Genomic DNA, 11752 nt, shown 5'->3' with positions numbered 1-11752 from the left:
AATTCTCCCAGACCTGGCCGGGCACGGACGCCACGCCCGGCAGCCGGTGGAAAACCGCCGGCCGGCCGGGCGGAAGCGGAGGGGCTGCTAGATGCCGCAGGAACCGCCGCCGCAGCATCCGCCGGCGTCGGCCTGGTCGAGCAGCTGGATGATCGGACGCAGCACCGGGGCGGTGGTAGCTTCGGTCGTGCTTGTCGCTGTGGTGGTGGTCTCGCTCATGCGTGGGTCTCCTCGGTTTCGCTGGTGTCTGTGTCGGCCCGCTCGCTGCGGACCTGGCGGAGGGCTTGCGCAAAGGTATCAGGGTCCTGTGCGCCGGAGATGCCGTACTTTCCGTCGATCACGAAGAAGGGCACCCCCTGGATGCCGTACTCGGTGGCCTGGACGACATCGGCCTTGACTGCGGCCAGGTATTCGTTCTCGGTCAGGGACCGCACCACGTCGGCGCGGTCCAGGCCCACCGTGGCGGCGAGGTCGGCGAGGTCCTCGATGCGGCCGACGTGGCCGCCGTCGACGAAGTAGGCCTTGAGCAGGCTCTCCTTCATCTGCAGCTGCCGGCCGTGCGCCTTGGCGTAGTGCAGCAGCTCGTGCGCCTTGATGGTGTTGGTCTGGTGCACGGAGTCGTAGTCGTAGTGCAGGCCGACGCTCTCGGCGATGCCGGTGACGCGCTGAAGCATCTCGAGCACCTGCGGCACCGGTATGCCTTTGCGCTCGCTGAGATAGTCGATCGGGCTGCCCGCGAAATCGACGGGGGTGTCCGGGGCGAGTTCGAAGGAGTGGTACTCCACCTCGACGTCGTCGCCGAAGGCGGCCACGCCCGCCTCGAACTTGCGCTTGCCGATGTAGCACCAGGGGCACTGCACGTCGGACCAGATGTCTACTTTGATGGTTTCGCTCACGAGGAGGCTAACTCGAGCGGGCCCTCCAGTTATTCCCGCTCAGGCGGTCGGCGTGTCCACGGCGCCGCCGTAGCGGCGGTTGCGCGCGGCGTAAAGCTCGATCGCGTGCCAGAGGTCGACCCGGGAGAAGTCCGGCCACAGCGTGTCGAGGAACACCATCTCGGCGTACGCGCTCTGCCAGAGGAGGAAGTTGCTGGTGCGCTGCTCCCCCGAGCTGCGCACGAACAGGTCGACGTCGGGCAGCGCTGAGGTGTACAGGTGCCGCTGAATGGACTTCTCGGTGATGCCCGAGGGCTTCAGCCGGCCCGCGGCGACATCCTCGGCCAGGGCCCGCACGGCATCGGCGATCTCGGTGCGGCCGCCGTAGTTGACGCACATGGTCAGGGTCAGCACGTCGTTGCCTGCGGTGAGTTTTTCGGCGAACTGCAGCTCGTTGATCACGGAGGCCCACAGCCTGGGCTTCCGGCCCGCCCAGCGCACCCGCACGCCCCAGTCATTGAGCTGGTCGCGGCGGCGGTGCAGCACATCCCGATTGAAGCCCATCAGAAACTTCACCTCGTCGGGCGAGCGCTTCCAGTTCTCGGTGGAGAAGGCATACACGCTGAGGTGCTTGACGCCGATCTGGATGGCGCCGGCGACCACGTCGAGCAGCGCGGCCTCGCCGGCCTTGTGGCCCTCGACCCTGGACAGGCCCCTGGCGTTGGCCCAGCGGCCGTTGCCGTCCATAACGACGGCGACGTGTTCCGGAACGACCTTGGCTGGCAGGGCCGGCGGGTAGAGCCCGGTCCAGTCAGCGGGCTTGAACGGCACGGCGTCCTTGTGGGTGAATGGGGTGCTCGAGGAGGAACGGAAGGGGTTCGGCGTCATGGGCGCACGTGCTCCAGTGATCGAAGGCCGCGGCCGAGGTGCCACTGCGTGTACGCGGCGACGACCCCGGTGGCCTGGGCGTGGGTGGTGTCTGAGGCCCCGGCCGTGTAGGCCCAGTCGCCGGTGAGCAGGGCGCTGAGCAGGGCTATGGTGTCAGGGTCGAGGCGGGGCGAGCCCGGGGCGGCGCAGTTGTCGCAGACGATGCCGCCGACCTGGGCCACGAAGGCCGAGTGCGGGCCTGGCGCGCCGCAGCGGGCGCAGTCCTGGAAGCTGGGCGCCCAGCCGGCCATGGACAGGGACCGCAGCAGGTAGGAGTTGAGGGTGGCGCCGGAGCCGTGCTCGTGCCTGGACAGGGACCGCAGCGCCCCGACCAGGAGCAGGTACTGCTGCAGCGACCCCTCGGATTCGGTGAGCTTGTCCGCGGTTTCGACCATGGCGCTGGCGGCGGTGTAACTGCCGTAGTCGGCGGTGATGACGGCCCCGTAGGAGCCGATCGACTCGGCCTGGTTGACGATGTCGAGGCTGCGGCCGATGTAGAGCTGTACGTCGACGACCATGAACGGCTCGAGCCTGGCGCCGAATTTCGACGCCGTGCGGCGCACGCCCTTGGCGACAGCGCGCACCTTGCCGTGCTGGCGGGTGAGCAGCGTGATGATACGGTCGGCTTCACCCAGCTTGTGGGTGCGCAGCACTACGGCTTCATCACGATAAACGGGCACGGTCAATTCTCCCACCCCGGCGGGCGGATGCCGTCGCCCGCGCCGGAGAACATACCGGCCGTGGTAGATATTGACGGTGCCCACTCCGCTCTTCGCCATCCCGCTCTGGATCGACCTCGTCGCCGTCGCCATCGGCGCCATCCAGGGGGCGATGTTCGCCGGCCGGTTCACCGACCGCCGGATGGACCTGCTGGGCATCTCGATCATCGGCATCACCGTGGGCCTGGGCGGCGGTCTGCTGCGCGACATCCTGCTCGGCGGGGTGCCGGCCGCCCTGCTGAGCAACTGGTACCTGCCCGTCGCGGCGGCGTTCGCGTTGCTGGGGATGCTGTTGCAGAGCCTGTTCAACCGGCTCGGCCCGCTGATCATCACTCTGGACGCCGTGACCATCGGCCTGTTCGGTGTGATCGGCACCACCAAGGCGCTCGCCGCCGGCCTGCCGGAGATTCCCGCCCTGTTCGTCGGGGTGGTCTCCGCGGTGGGCGGATCGGCACTGCGGGACATGATGTTGAACGTGCCGATCGCCATGATGCACGTCGGTTCGCTCTATGCCGTCGCCGCTCTCGTGGGCTGCGGGCTCCTGGTCACCCTGGTGCTGTTCCAGGTGCCGATCACCGTCGCGGCCCTGATCTGCGTGTTCGCGACCACCGTCATCCGGGTGCTCGCAGCCCGGTTCGGTTGGACCCTGCCGCAGCAGCGGGCGATCGGCAGTTGGCCGCACTGGCGCCGGCGGGGTTCGATCCCACCGCTGCGTCTCTGGCCGCGCCGGCGGCGTGCCCAGGCGGTCCCCGAGCCCGCCCTCAAGGGAGACCACTGACTCGTTTCCTCATCGTTTTCTGAGGATTTATCATCCAGTCCGGTTTTGGCCTCGCCTTTCCCCGAATCTGGGGTCAGTATTGAGGCACAACCACGTCGCAAGGAGGTACTCCATGAAACGATACGAGGGCACTGCGCCCGAGCTGTTGCCTGTCCTTTCCAGGGGCAAACATAAGTCCCCACGCAGCGGAGCGTGCTTCATGGAGTTCGCGTCGCACCTGTCGGGTGAGGCGTGGAGCGACCATCCAGCGTGCACACATCCGGTCCTGGCCTCGTTGGCGCGCATGGTCAACGACTGCACCTCCGATGACGCCAGATCTCGCCTGATGATGCTGATCCCCTCCGTGATCGGACTGCGCGGCGACGATCAGCGGGTACGTCTCGTCGTGGCCCTCCGGGCCGCGACGGCCGGTCTGCCGGTGGTCAGCGCCGATCACCAGCGGGCCCTGGCCGTGGGCATCCTCAACTGTCAACGGCACCTGGCGCGGTCATCGGAGGGAACCCCGGTCGACGTGTCAGAGCAGGTGCGGGCGGCGTTCGACAAGGCACCCCAGACCGAACGCTGGGCGCGGGAGTTCATGGGGTCCGTCGGGTCGTGGTCACGTACCCGGTTCACCGACCGCACGGCAGAGTCGATCATTCGCATCACCGTGCAGGGAATCGCCGAAGCGTGCATTCCCGACACCGATGAGCGACTCTACGACCTGTTGGCCCAGGCGATCGATGACTGCACGGCGGTGCTGGGCAAGCCGGCCGGCGAGCCCGTGCCGACACCACAGCCGCTCACGTCCACCCAGGCGCGGCGGGCCATGCGAGTCTGAGTTAGACCGACGCAGCGACAGCATGGCCCCGGCCCCGACGAGAGTCGAAACCGGGGCCATCCGCGTACAGGCGTCCGCGTGCGGGTTAGACGGCGGCCAGTTCCCGGTCGCCGGCTTCTGCCCTGATGCCGCGGTTGACCGCCGACACGACGGCCTTCAGCGATGCCGTCGAGATGTCAGGGTCGATGCCGACGCCCCAGAAGCGCTTGCCGTTCACGTCGAGTTCGACGTAGGCCGCGGCCGTGGCGTCTCCGCCGGCCGCCATGGCGTGCTCAACGTAGTCGTACAGGGTGATCGCGACCCCGCGGTCGGCCATGATGCCCAGGAACGCCGCGATCGGGCCGTTTCCGGTCGCCGTGGCCGGGGCGACGGTGTCCGAATCGCGCAGGTCGACGGTGAGGTCGACCGCGCCGGCCAGGTCGCTGGAGGTCCGGGTCGAGAACAGTTCGAAGCGGCCCCACTTCGCATCCGGGTTGGTGTGGATGGCGGGCAGGTACTCATCGTTGAAGATGTCCCAGATCTGATCGCTGGTGACCTCGCCGCCGTCGGAGTCGGTCTTGGCCTGCACGACGCCGGAGAACTCGATCTGCAGTTTGCGTGGCAGGTCGAGGCGGTGGTCCGTCTTGAGCAGGTAGGCGACCCCGCCCTTGCCCGACTGCGAGTTGACCCGGATCACGGCCTCGTAGCTTCGGCCCAGGTCCTTCGGGTCGATCGGCAGGTATGGCACCGCCCAGACCAGGTCGTCGACACTCGAGCCGGTCTCGGCGGCTTCGGCGGCCATGGCCTCGAAGCCCTTCTTGATGGCATCCTGGTGCGACCCGCTGAAGGCCGTGAAGACCAGATCGCCGGCCCACGGGCTGCGCTCGGGAACGGGCAGCTGGTTGCAGTACTCCGCGGTGCGCTTGACCTCGTCGATGTTGCCGAAGTCGATCTGCGGGTCGATGCCCTGGGTGAAAAGGTTGATGCCCAGGGCGACGAGGTCGACGTTGCCGGTGCGCTCGCCGTTGCCGAACAGACAGCCCTCGATGCGGTCGGCGCCAGCCAGGTAGCCCAGCTCCGCAGCCGCGATCGCGGTGCCGCGGTCGTTGTGCGGGTGCAGCGACAGGATGACGTTCTCGCGGTGGGCCAGGTGCCGGCTCATCCACTCGATGGAGTCGGCGTAGACGTTGGGCGTGGCCATCTCGACGGTGGCCGGCAGGTTGATGATGACCTTGCGCTCAGGGGTCGGCTCGAAGATCTCGATAACCTGGTTGGAGATGTCGACGGCAAACTCCAACTCGGTCCCCGTGAAGCTCTCCGGAGAGTACTCGTAGTACACGGCGGTGCCGGGAACCGTGGCCTCGAGGGCCCGGCAGGTGCGGGCGCCGAACAGGGCCAGGTCGATGATGCCCTGTTTGTCCTCGCGGAACACAACCTCGCGCTGCAGCACACTGGTGGAGTTGTACAGGTGCACGATGGCCTGCTTAGCGCCGACGATGGACTCGTAGGTGCGGCGGATCAGGTGCTCACGCGCCTGGGTGAGCACCTGGATGGTCACGTCGTCCGGGATGGCGCCGTCGTCGATGAGGCTGCGCACGAAGTCGAAGTCGGTCTGGCTGGCCGACGGGAAGCCGACCTCGATCTCCTTGTAGCCCATCCGAACGAGCAGGTCGAACATGATGCGCTTGCGTTCGGGGCTCATCGGGTCGATGAGCGCCTGGTTGCCGTCACGCAGGTCGACGGCGCACCAGCGCGGTGCGGCGGTGATGCGGTTGGCCGGCCAGGTGCGATCCGGCAGCTCGACGCTGAACTGGTCCTGGTACGGACGGTATTTGTGTACCGGCATATTCGATGCGGCCTGATTGTTCTTCATGGTCTAATCTCTCCTCGCGAGTGGTGGTCAGCCGACGACAGACTCCGCGACGAGTGAGGCCTCAGATTAGGACTCGTCGCGGCAGCTAAGGAGGAGCAGACCGAGCAGCACACAAAGAGGGTATCACCGTTTCGAGAAGAGTTCCTCAGCATCCGTTCAGCCGGCGGCGAGGGCGGTCACCGGGGCGACGGACACCGCACGCCGGGCGGGCACGATGGTGGCACCGACGGCCAGGACCAGTACGCCGTACTCGGACACCAGGCCTACGACGACGCCTCCGGCCAGGAACAGGACCCCGACCACGATCAGCAGCACGGCGATCACGTTGCGGGCCGGCCTCTGGACCGTTTCCTTGAGCGAGCGTTCCTGGGCGGCGCCGACGGCCTGCATCGGGCTGACCGAGAGTACCCGGCGGGAGCCCACCCAGGCGGCGCACCAGGTCGAGAGCACGACAACGACGACGGGCAGCGCGAGGAACGGGTCGATCAGGCTGTACTGCAGATCCGGCAGGGTGCCCGCTGCCACGGCGATCCACAGTTCGGCGGCGGGAAGCACCGTTCCCACGATCGCGCCGAGGACGGCGCCGCAGGCACCGACGAGAAGTCCTTCCCTGGCCACCGCGCGGCGCTGATCACGGGCGCTGGAGCCGATCAACCGCATCAGGGCGATCGTGCGGGTGCGGCCGGCGATGATCGTCGGGACGGTGTTCGTGGTGACGATCGAACTGACGTAGACGGCGATGGTGCCGACCGCACCGCGCCGATGCTGGAGACGTCGTCGCCGCTGATCACCGTGGTCCGGTGGCTGCACCCTGGCCGGATCGGACGGGCCGCTGGATCGGATGGGGCCGTTCATGCGCGTTGCTCCATGCCGAGCACTATGCGGGAGATCTCTTCGGCCGATGACCGTTCCTGGTCTTCGACGAGGCGGCCGTCGGCGAGGAAGAGGATGCGGTCGGCGTAACTGGCCGCGATGGGATCGTGGGTGACCATGTCGATGCTCTGGCCGTAGTCGATACTCGCCGCCTTGAGTAGGGCCAGCACCTCGCGTCCGCTGCGTGAGTCGAGGTTGCCGGTGGGTTCGTCGGCGAAGACCAGTTCCGGCCGGGTGGCTCGCGCCCTGGCGATGGCGACGGGGTGCCTGCCGCCGCGTCGGGCGCCGGATGTAGTCCGCAGGGCTGTGCGGATGATTCCCTGCGGTCCCGGGTCATCCGCTGGACGGCTACTGGCTGAGGCGGCTACTGGGTGAGGCGGTGCTGGAAGGCGAAGACCACGAGCTGCACCCTGTCGCGCAGCGAGAGTTTGGCCAGGATGCGGCTGATGTGGGTCTTGACGGTGGCCTCGCTCAGGAACTCGCCCGCGGCGATTTCGGCGTTGCTCAGGCCGAGGGAGGCGAGGGCGAAGATGTCTCGTTCCCGGCTGGTCAGGGTTGTGAAGGCCACCGGCACCTCGTGCTCGGGGGCCGGGGCGTCGAAGTGGGCGAAGAGCTCGCGGGTGGCTGAGGCGGCGATGACAGCACTGCCGGCGTGCACGGTGCGGATGGCGGCGAGCAGAAATTCCGGATCGGCGTCCTTGAGCAGGAAGCCGCTCGCCCCTCCACGGATGGCCCGGCTGGCGCTTTCGTCCAGTTCGAAGGTGGTGAGCACGATGATCCGCGGCGGGGCGTGGCCGGCAGCGACGGCGGCGGCGATGATGGCGGCTGTGGCGTCGATGCCGTCCATCACGGGCATGCGGATGTCCATCAGGATCACGTCGGGGGAAACGGCCGCTGCCATGGTGACGCCGGCGGCGCCGTTGCCGGCCTCTCCGACGAACTCGAGGTCGGCCTGTGAGGAGACCAGCATGCGGATCCCGGCCCGGAAGAGAGCCTGGTCGTCGACGAGGGCGACCCGAATGCGCTGGGCATCCGCCGGTTGGACGTCACTCATGGGTGTTCTCCGATGGTCGTGGCGGGGATGGGGGTCAACACGGAGGGGCGCACCAGGGCGGTGGTGGTGATGGCCGGCAGGCGCGCGGCCACGATGAAACGGCCACCGACGGGCTCCGCGGTCAGGGAGCCGCCGGTGAGGAGGGCCCGTTCGCGCATGCCGGGGAGTCCGTGGCCGAGCTCGCCGGATGCGTCGGCGGCCGGGCTGGGGCGCACCGCGTTGTCTATGGTCACCGCAACCCATCCGTCTGTCCAGGCGAGGGTCAAATATACCGCCCGGTCGGCGTCACCGTGCCGGAGGGCGTTGGTGAGGGCCTCCTGCACGATCCGGTAGACGGCCAGCTGGGCGCCGGAGCCGAGGGTGGTGGGCGTGCCCGAGGTGGTCCATTCGATGTCGAGCCCGGTGCTCTGCATCTGCGCCACCAGGCGGTCCAGGTCGGCGAGCACCGGTTGCGGTCCGTCGGCCGCGTCCTGGCGCAGTCGGGTGAGCAGGATGCGCACGTCGCCCAGAGCCTCCCTCGCCGTGGTCGAGATCGTTGTCAGCGCCTCGTCGACCGCTTCGGGGTTCGCCGCGCGCGCGTAACGGGCGCCGTCGGCCTGGGCGATGACGACGGCCAGGGAGTGGGCGACGACGTCGTGCATGTCGCGGGCGATCCGGTTGCGTTCCTGTTCGACGACCACGCTGCGCTGAGCGACGCGCTGTTCCTCAACGGCTCGATTCTGGCTGAGCCGGCCCTCCCTGGCGGTCTGCCAGGTTCGCATGAGCAGTCCGAGGGTCCAGGAGAGGCCCAGGACCGCGACGCTCGCAATCAGGGTGGCCACGAATGACCAGACCAGGCCGGCCGGGTCGCCCTGCGCGAGGGCCTCGCCGATGGACATGGCGCCTTGCTGTCCGACGGCGATGTACGCCGCAGCGAGCAGGGCGCCGACTCCGACGGAGACCAGTCCGGCCCAACGCAGCAGCTTGCCGCCGTACGCCGTCGTGGCGTACAACACGGCGAGCACCGCGAAGTTGCCGGTGAGCACCGGCAGCCCGGCCAGCATCTGGGCGAGGGCGCTGACCCAGGCGACCGCCAGGGCCAGGCCAGGTGACAGCCGGCGCACGGCCAGGGCGGCAGTGAAGCCGACCAGCACGAGGAACGACACGACGCCGCTGCCGGCGTCGACGATGAGGCAGAAGAGGAAGAAGGCCACCGCGATTCCGACGTCGACGGTGAGGGTGCGCCGGGAGACGGCGCGGAAAACGGACCGGCCACCGGTGCGGTCACCGAACTGATCACCGTGCGGAGCACCGAGGAGGCCTCGGAACGGAATACCGAGCGTCACCGTGCTCGTCGGTGCCCCCTGCGGGAGCATCAGCCAGGTCTCCGGAGTCAGGGGGTCTGCGTCAACGGGCCCTGCGGCCTTGCGGCGATCGGCCCGGCCGCGCACGACCAGCGCCAGCGCCCAGCCGCCCACGAGCGCAAGCGTGGCCAGGAAGCCGCCGGCCAGCCGGAAACCGAGGTCGCCGAAGAACCGAAGCGTCCCGTCCAGGTCCTGCGCCTCCTGCATCGACAGGGGCAGCACGAGGATGACGGTGACGAGCATGCCGAGGAGCAGCGCTGCGGCCAGGCCGACGTACCGGACCCAACTCCGCCCATGAAGTCCAGCGCCCCAGACCGCCAGGCAGCCGGAGGTGAGCAGGAGCGGTACGGCGTCCGGCCCGGTCAGGTAGCCGGTTCCGGCAGTGACCACGGCCATTGTCGCGACGGCGCCGATGGCCAGGCTCAGCAGCGGGGCGAAGCGGGACAGGCCCACCGCGATCGCGAACATCCAGACCGCCAGCAGTGCCGCCGTCTGGCCCGTCCAGAGGGCCGGGCTCCCCCACACCAGGGCCACGAGGAGACCGAGCGCGGGTTCCAGTGCCCAGCGGTGAGGGGCGGTACGCGTGAAGAACCCTGGAACCGGCATGGTTACAGCGTAGGGCTCCCCCTGCGCCGCCTCCGGGTCCCGAACCCCAGATCATCCCGGCGTGCGCGCGATGTCATCCCAGCGATGTAGCCGCACCGGCCGTCATCGCGCGGTGAGGTCTGCCACCAGCGACTCCACAGCTGACGTGTCCGTACCGAGACTGCGGCCGCGGCGGGCCAGGGCTCCCCCGATGGCATCCAGCTCGCTCGGTTGCCCCGCCTCCAGATCGTTCTGCAGCGACGAGCGCATGAACGGTGGCAGCGCGGTAAGGGCCGTGGCCAGCTGCCCGGCGTCCGTGGGCACGCCGTCCAGGCTGGCGACCCGGGCCACTTCGGCCAGGAGCGAGGTCGTGAGCGCCGTGTCGCGCTCGAGCGCGGCGCCGATCGGCAACCGCCAGTACGAGGTGAGCAGGGCCATCGGAGCGAGAAAACGAAGTTTGGCCCAGAGCACTTCCTGATCGGTGCCGCCCATCGTGACGTCGAGGCCGGCCGTGCGCCAGGCGGCAGTGATGCCGGATTCGGCGGCGTGGGCCGGCACGGTGAGGCGCAGGAACGGGCTGCGATGCTCGATCACGGTGGGGCTGAGCCTCGTCGATTCCACCGCGACCGACGCTCCGGCGACCAAGGCTCCCGGCGCATCCTCGCGGAGGATCGCGAGGTGTTCGATGCCGTTGAGCAGGGAGATCACCTCGGCGGGCCGCGCGTGCGCGAGTGAGCCGGCCACGGCGGGCAGGGCGAAGGCCTTGGTGGCGAGAATGACGTTGGCACCGTCGGGAATCTCGGTCACCGCCGTGATCCGTGAGACACCGTCGCCGAAGTGCCGGCTCTGGATGGTGATCCCCTCCGCCTCGATCGCTCGAGCGGTTTCGGGCCTGGCGACGGCCACGACCTCGACGCCGGCGCGGTCCAGCAGCGCAGCGAGTAGGCCGCCAACAGCCCCGGCACCGACAACGGCAATGATCGGCTCAGACATTCGTTTCCTGCGACATGACGGCTCCTGGATTCCATTGTGATTGGGACACCCGGCAGCTTAGAGTGTGGGAATGCCCGATTCCATCGCTGCAACGCTTGCCGGTATTGCCGACGAACGCTTCGTCTCCCTGACCACCTTCCGCCGGACGGGTGAACCCGTGTCTACCCCGGTGTGGATCGCTGCGGATGGTGCGGATCTCATCGTCACAACACCGAAGGAGAGCGGCAAGGTCAAGCGCCTGGCCAACGACTCCCGGGTGCACCTTCGTCCGTGTTCCCGCACCGGCGCGGTGCGGGACGACGCCGTCACCGTCGAGGCCCGCGCGGTGATCGTCGACGACGATCCGAGCCGGGCACTGCTCACCAGGGTCTTCGGCGGGAAGTATCGTGCGGAATACCGTGTTTTCATGTTCATCGAACGTCTGGGCCGTTCCGGCGCGAAGCAGCGAGTGATGCTGCGGATCAACGCTGGAAGCACACCAGCGGGCTAGCTTGCCGACTCCGCCGAGTGGCGCCACCGCGTGACGCACAATCACTCGGTGTGGGGTGNTTTGGGGTCGTGCGCTTGGTGCTGGTGTGGTTTTCGCCAGGTGCCGGTGGGGTCGATCCAGTGTGGTGCTTGTACTTCGGGCATGCCCAGGGTCATGTGGATGTGCCACCCCGACGTGTCGATGTTGTGGTGGTGGTACCAGCACAGCAGTACCCCGTTGTCGACGTTGGTCGGGCCGCCGTGCGGCCAGGGCGTCACGTGGTGCACTTCGGTCCATTGGGGTGGGCAGGTGCAGCCGGGGATGATGCAGCCCCCGTCGCGGGCGGTGATGGCTGTGCGTTGCATCGGGGTGAAGCAGCGGATCTTGTCGCCTAGTGCCAGCACGGCGCCGTTGCCGCCGAAGAAAACGGGCCGGATTCCGCCGTTGTCGACCATTCGGTTGAT

At 68.4% G+C, this 11752-nt stretch carries 13 protein-coding genes and 1 pseudogene; 3 read left to right on the top strand and 11 right to left on the bottom strand.

Annotated elements, in window-relative coordinates:
- Nucleotides 1–87: 87 nt before the first annotated feature.
- Genes E3O42_RS18730 through recO form a run of 4 tightly spaced genes read right to left on the bottom strand, consistent with a single transcriptional unit; the run spans nucleotide 88 to nucleotide 2482 of the window.
- Entirely contained in the window at nucleotides 88–219 is a 132-nt protein-coding gene (locus E3O42_RS18730) for a hypothetical protein (protein ID WP_255455025.1), read from the bottom strand.
- The gene (locus E3O42_RS09055; protein ID WP_134453630.1) at nucleotides 216–896 is read right to left on the bottom strand and encodes a DsbA family oxidoreductase; all 681 of its coding nucleotides are present in this window, start codon (nucleotides 894–896) and stop codon (nucleotides 216–218) included. Before E3O42_RS09055 ends, E3O42_RS18730 begins: the two co-directional genes overlap by 4 nt.
- A gap of 39 nt (nucleotides 897–935) precedes the next feature.
- Complete coding sequence (locus tag E3O42_RS09050; RefSeq protein WP_134453629.1) at nucleotides 936–1763, bottom strand: isoprenyl transferase; 828 nt, start codon at nucleotides 1761–1763, stop codon at nucleotides 936–938.
- Nucleotides 1760–2482 (bottom strand): DNA repair protein RecO, encoded by a 723-nt coding sequence (gene recO / locus E3O42_RS09045; RefSeq protein ID WP_134453628.1) that lies wholly within the window; start codon nucleotides 2480–2482, stop codon nucleotides 1760–1762. The genes E3O42_RS09050 and recO overlap by 4 nt, the downstream gene beginning before the upstream one ends.
- 76 nt (nucleotides 2483–2558) lie before the next feature.
- On the opposite strand from recO, the gene E3O42_RS09040 reads away from it, so the two are divergent.
- Nucleotides 2559–3299 carry a trimeric intracellular cation channel family protein gene (locus E3O42_RS09040; RefSeq protein ID WP_174844243.1) on the top strand — a complete coding sequence of 247 codons (741 nt, stop codon included), beginning with the start codon at nucleotides 2559–2561 and terminating at the stop codon, nucleotides 3297–3299.
- Nucleotides 3300–3411: 112 nt separating this feature from the next.
- Nucleotides 3412–4119, top strand: coding sequence for a hypothetical protein (locus E3O42_RS09035; RefSeq protein WP_134453627.1), 708 nt, complete (start codon nucleotides 3412–3414; stop codon nucleotides 4117–4119).
- An 85-nt stretch (nucleotides 4120–4204) separates the two neighbouring features.
- Here the strand turns inward: E3O42_RS09035 and leuA are convergent, their stop codons facing one another.
- The 6 genes and pseudogenes from leuA to E3O42_RS09005 form a co-directional block, all read right to left on the bottom strand.
- Nucleotides 4205–5971, bottom strand: coding sequence for a 2-isopropylmalate synthase (leuA, locus tag E3O42_RS09030; RefSeq protein ID WP_134453626.1), 1767 nt, complete (start codon nucleotides 5969–5971; stop codon nucleotides 4205–4207).
- 156 nt (nucleotides 5972–6127) lie between these two features.
- On the bottom strand, nucleotides 6128–6826 hold the full coding sequence (locus tag E3O42_RS09025; protein ID WP_134453625.1) for an FtsX-like permease family protein: 699 nt from the start codon (nucleotides 6824–6826) through the stop codon (nucleotides 6128–6130).
- Nucleotides 6823–7119, bottom strand: a pseudogene (locus tag E3O42_RS09020) (ABC transporter ATP-binding protein); the annotation flags it as partial. The pseudogene E3O42_RS09020 and the gene E3O42_RS09025, both read right to left, overlap by 4 nt.
- An 89-nt stretch (nucleotides 7120–7208) precedes the next feature.
- A complete protein-coding gene (locus E3O42_RS09015) occupies nucleotides 7209–7898 on the bottom strand; it encodes a response regulator (protein WP_134453624.1) in 690 nt (229 codons plus the stop codon).
- Complete coding sequence (locus E3O42_RS09010) at nucleotides 7895–9847, bottom strand: sensor histidine kinase (protein WP_198414094.1); 1953 nt, start codon at nucleotides 9845–9847, stop codon at nucleotides 7895–7897. The genes E3O42_RS09015 and E3O42_RS09010 overlap by 4 nt, the downstream gene beginning before the upstream one ends.
- A gap of 102 nt (nucleotides 9848–9949) precedes the next feature.
- The gene (locus tag E3O42_RS09005) at nucleotides 9950–10819 is read right to left on the bottom strand and encodes a ketopantoate reductase family protein (RefSeq protein ID WP_134453623.1); all 870 of its coding nucleotides are present in this window, start codon (nucleotides 10817–10819) and stop codon (nucleotides 9950–9952) included.
- Nucleotides 10820–10889: 70 nt separating this feature from the next.
- Here E3O42_RS09005 and E3O42_RS09000 point away from each other — a divergent pair, with 70 nt between their 5' ends.
- A complete protein-coding gene (locus E3O42_RS09000) occupies nucleotides 10890–11309 on the top strand; it encodes a PPOX class F420-dependent oxidoreductase (protein WP_134453622.1) in 420 nt (139 codons plus the stop codon).
- Nucleotides 11310–11350: 41 nt separating this feature from the next.
- Here E3O42_RS09000 and E3O42_RS08995 read toward each other — a convergent pair whose 3' ends face one another.
- Nucleotides 11351–11653, bottom strand: a complete 303-nt coding sequence (locus tag E3O42_RS08995; RefSeq protein WP_478213364.1) for an HNH endonuclease signature motif containing protein — start codon at nucleotides 11651–11653, stop codon at nucleotides 11351–11353.
- Nucleotides 11654–11752 lie beyond the last annotated feature (99 nt).

It is taken from the genome of Cryobacterium adonitolivorans, from assembly GCF_004402695.1.
Lineage (GTDB): Bacteria > Actinomycetota > Actinomycetes > Actinomycetales > Microbacteriaceae > Cryobacterium > Cryobacterium adonitolivorans.
Note: the sequence above shows the minus strand (reverse complement) of the source record. Positions and strands in the feature narration are given on the sequence as shown.

Coding starts and splice junctions, on each gene's coding strand:
- E3O42_RS09005 (WP_134453623.1), bottom strand. CDS start 10,819: ATGTCTGAGCCGATCATTGCCGTTGTCGGTGCCGGGGCTGTTGGCGGC.
- E3O42_RS09015 (WP_134453624.1), bottom strand. CDS start 7,898: ATGAGTGACGTCCAACCGGCGGATGCCCAGCGCATTCGGGTCGCCCTC.
- E3O42_RS09035 (WP_134453627.1), top strand. CDS start 3,412: ATGAAACGATACGAGGGCACTGCGCCCGAGCTGTTGCCTGTCCTTTCC.
- E3O42_RS09025 (WP_134453625.1), bottom strand. CDS start 6,826: ATGAACGGCCCCATCCGATCCAGCGGCCCGTCCGATCCGGCCAGGGTG.
- E3O42_RS18730 (WP_255455025.1), bottom strand. CDS start 219: ATGAGCGAGACCACCACCACAGCGACAAGCACGACCGAAGCTACCACC.
- E3O42_RS09050 (WP_134453629.1), bottom strand. CDS start 1,763: ATGACGCCGAACCCCTTCCGTTCCTCCTCGAGCACCCCATTCACCCAC.
- E3O42_RS09000 (WP_134453622.1), top strand. CDS start 10,890: ATGCCCGATTCCATCGCTGCAACGCTTGCCGGTATTGCCGACGAACGC.
- E3O42_RS09010 (WP_198414094.1), bottom strand. CDS start 9,847: ATGCCGGTTCCAGGGTTCTTCACGCGTACCGCCCCTCACCGCTGGGCA.
- leuA (WP_134453626.1), bottom strand. CDS start 5,971: ATGAAGAACAATCAGGCCGCATCGAATATGCCGGTACACAAATACCGT.